The sequence below is a fragment of the Sandarakinorhabdus rubra genome, from assembly GCF_010994245.1.
Lineage (GTDB): Bacteria > Pseudomonadota > Alphaproteobacteria > Sphingomonadales > Sphingomonadaceae > Sandarakinorhabdus > Sandarakinorhabdus rubra.
This window is the reverse complement of the sequence record NZ_WMHO01000261.1, coordinates 1-3,186: the sequence shown is the minus strand read 5'-3', so window position 1 is coordinate 3,186 and position 3,186 is coordinate 1. Positions and strand designations below refer to the sequence as shown.

The 3,186-nt window shown below is 66.8% G+C and carries 3 protein-coding genes; 1 reads left to right on the top strand and 2 read right to left on the bottom strand.

All coding sequences use genetic code 11. The features are described from left to right. Positions 1-398 (top strand): hypothetical protein (locus GJV64_RS12975; RefSeq protein ID WP_164157736.1); only part of this gene is annotated, 398 nt, incomplete at its 5' end. A 24-nt stretch (positions 399-422) separates the two neighbouring features. On the opposite strand, the gene GJV64_RS12970 is transcribed toward GJV64_RS12975, so the two are convergent. Further along, positions 423-1,802, bottom strand: coding sequence for a M20/M25/M40 family metallo-hydrolase (locus GJV64_RS12970; RefSeq protein WP_164157734.1), 1,380 nt, complete (start codon positions 1,800-1,802; stop codon positions 423-425). Positions 1,803-1,970: 168 nt separating this feature from the next. After that, entirely contained in the window at positions 1,971-2,744 is a 774-nt protein-coding gene (locus GJV64_RS15660; protein WP_235927745.1) for a PEPxxWA-CTERM sorting domain-containing protein, read from the bottom strand. Between the last annotated feature and the right edge of the window lie 442 nt (positions 2,745-3,186).

Sequence of the window (3,186 nt, the reverse complement as noted above, 5' to 3'; positions counted from 1 at the left end):
CTGACGATCTGGCGCTGGTGCTGATTGCCTGCTGGCAGGCGCGCGGGGTGCGCTTCACCGTCGAACAGCTGCGCGCCCGCATTGGCAGCGCCACCGGCAAGGCGGCGCTGCTGGCGCTGGCCGGCGCCGTCGAGGATGCCGACGGCGAGGGGCAGGAGATCGTGGTGGAGATCGGCTGGGAAGCCGGCCGCCCGCTCTCCCCCGCCTTTCCGTTGCTGCAAAGGGACCTGGCGCGTGGCCTGCCGCTGCTGCTGATCACCCGCGACGGCCGCGCGCTGCTGCTGCAGGGCCTGGTCGGCAGCATGGTGACGGTGCGCGATCCGCAGGGCGGCGGCACCGTCACGCTGGATTGGCGCGAAGCCGTACTGATTGGCCGGCCCGTGATAGCCGGCGCCTGATTGCCGGCGCTTGGGGGCGCGGGCTCAGGGTCGGGGCTGGGCGGCCGGGAACGGCGGGTTGCTGACGAAATTGCCGGCATCGCCCGGGAAGGCGATCGGGCTTTCGCTGCCATCGGCGGCGATGGTGGAGACGCCGAACAGCCAGTCGTCGATCACCGCATGTTCCAGCACCAGCGAGGTGGCATCGGCCGGGGCGGTGCGGCTGTACTGCCACTGCGGCGCGGTGGTGTCGCGCCACCACACCTTGTAGCCGGCAGCGCCCGGCACCTTTGTCCAGCTCACCTTGGTGTCCGAGCCATTGTCGCGCTGGATGGTGACGGCCGGCGGCATCGGGGCCCGTGCCAGCGCCACCAACGCAGCGACGTTCAGCTTGGTGACCTTGCCGAGATACTGGAAATCGACGCCGTCGATGAGGTCGCCATAGGAGCGGCCGTTCTCCACCCGCACATTCTGGTGCTGGCGATCATAATGTTCGACCGACTCGGTGATGCGCACCGCCGGGTAGCCGGCTTCCAGGAAGCGCGTCTGGTCGCCACCGCGGCCGAAGCGATCGGTGCGATAGATCATCTTCACATCCAGGCCATTGATGTTGTGATCGGCCAGCGTGTCGAGGAAGCGGGCCAGGTTGCGGCTGGGCGAATCGACCTCGCCGCCGTTGTAGCGACGACGGTTGGCCTGTTCGGCGCTTTCCACGGCCTTGGTGCCTTCGGAAAACACCCGCACGTGGCCGGAATCCTTCATGCCGCCGATCCCGGTGGAATTGCCGATGATGTCATTGTTGAGGACGGCCTCGACGTTCCAGCCCTTGGCGCGGGCATAATCGGCCAGCACCTTGCCGCCGTTCAGCCCCTGCTCCTCGCCGGACAGGGCGGCATAGACGATGGTGGCCGGGAACTTGTACTTGGAGAGGACGCGCGCCGCCTCGATCACGGCGGCGGTGCCGCTGCCGTCATCATTGGCGCCGGGCGCATCGCCCTTGGCATCATTGGCTTCGCTGTTCCGGCTGTCGATATGGGCCGACATGATGATGTAACGATCGGGATCGGTGGTGCCGCGCTGGATGGCGATGACGTCCACGATCTCGGTCGGCGTGGGCAGGCGCGGGCCGCTGAAGGTCTGCGCCGGGGTCTCGATGGTCAGGCAGTTGCCGCAGGCGGCGCTGAAGGCGCGGAAGCGGGATTCGGCCCAGCGGCGGGCGGCGCCGATGCCGCGCGTGGGGCTCTTTGTGTCGCTGGCCGAATGGCGGGTGCCGAAGCCAACGAGCGCGGTGATGTTGGCCTTCAGCTCGGCTTCCGACACGGCGGCGGCGATAGCGCCGGGGTTGGCGGGGGCCGTCTGTGCGATCGCGGGCGCAGCGAGCAGGGTGGCGGCGAGCGGCGCAAGCGTAGCGATGTGGCGTGTCATGATGGGTCCCCGGAAGATATTGGCGCGGCATGAGCAGCGGGAGAGGGGCGCTTGCCAAAGCGATGGGCAAGCGGTCAAGCCATCACGGCCTCACAAATGCAAAAAACCGCAGCATCGACCCCGAAGGGTGATGCTGCGGCTTTTGCCAATCGCCGATTGTGGCGCGGATCAGGCCGCGACAGTGACCTGGCGATTGTTGCGGCGACGGGCCAGACCCACCAGGCCGAAGCCGGCGAGCATCATGGCCCAGGTGCCCGGTTCCGGCACCGCGGCGGTGAAACCGCCCTGCTGCGACGCCGTGAAGTTGCTGAAGCGGACCTCGCCGCTGTCCGGCAGGTTCTCACCGCCCACACCGCCCCGCACCGGGCAGGCGACTTCGGCGAAGGTGATGCACGGCGTGGCGTTCGACAGCGCGATCGAGAAGTCCAGCAGGCGAGCCGGCGGGAAGTCGAAGACACCGCTGGTCACGTTGGAGAAGGCGCCACCGGGCAGCGAGACACGCGCCGAGCCGACCGTGCCCGGAATGGTCGCATCGAGCGAACCACCGGTCCAGGTGAGCGACAGCAGATTGGTGCCGGAAGCGATCGTCCCGATGGCGCTGGTCGAGATCAGCGACAGGGTGCCGCCGGTGAACGCCTGGCTCCAGTCATCACCAGAGGTGTTCACAGCAAAGCTGGTGCCGGTGCCGTTGAACAGGAAATTGGCGGTGCCAACCCCGATGGACGCGCCGGTGAAGATGTCATTGACCGTGACAAAAACCGACTGCGTGCCAATTGTGCTCAGCGACCAACCACTGGCACCGCTGTCGGTGTACTGCATGGTCGGCGTGCCGCTCAGCTGGAACTCGGAGATGATAGTGATCGGCGGGGCAGCTGCGTATGCAGCCACGCTGGAGAAGGTGATTGCCGCAGCGGCAATCATGGATTTCAGAAACGTCCTCATTCTAGCGACTCCCTCTCTGGCCACCCCCATTGGCGCCAGGCCTCGCTAGCCATGTGGAAGTCACGCAAACTCAACGCTTTGAACGCCTGCGTGCCTCAAATACGGCTTTTGGCAACGCTTGATTAACCCATCAGCAAGGCGCTGTAAACCGTCTGTTTACGTCTTTTTGAGGTTTTCTTAGCAATTTACAAAGCTTCCCGCAGGCGCACAAAGGCACCGGCAGCAAGAAGACAGGCAGAAAACGCAGCCGCGCGCCGGCCTCCAAGCCGACTCGGCCCTGCCGACTCGCAGGTGTTGGGTGGCCGGCCTCAGCCGGCGAGGAAGGCGACGAGCGCGCGCACCTTGGGCTGGCGCCATTGCGGGGTGGGCGCGGTGAGCCACCATTGCCCCGGCGCCGGCACGCCATCATCCAGCGCTACGAGTCGCCCCGCCGCCAGATCGG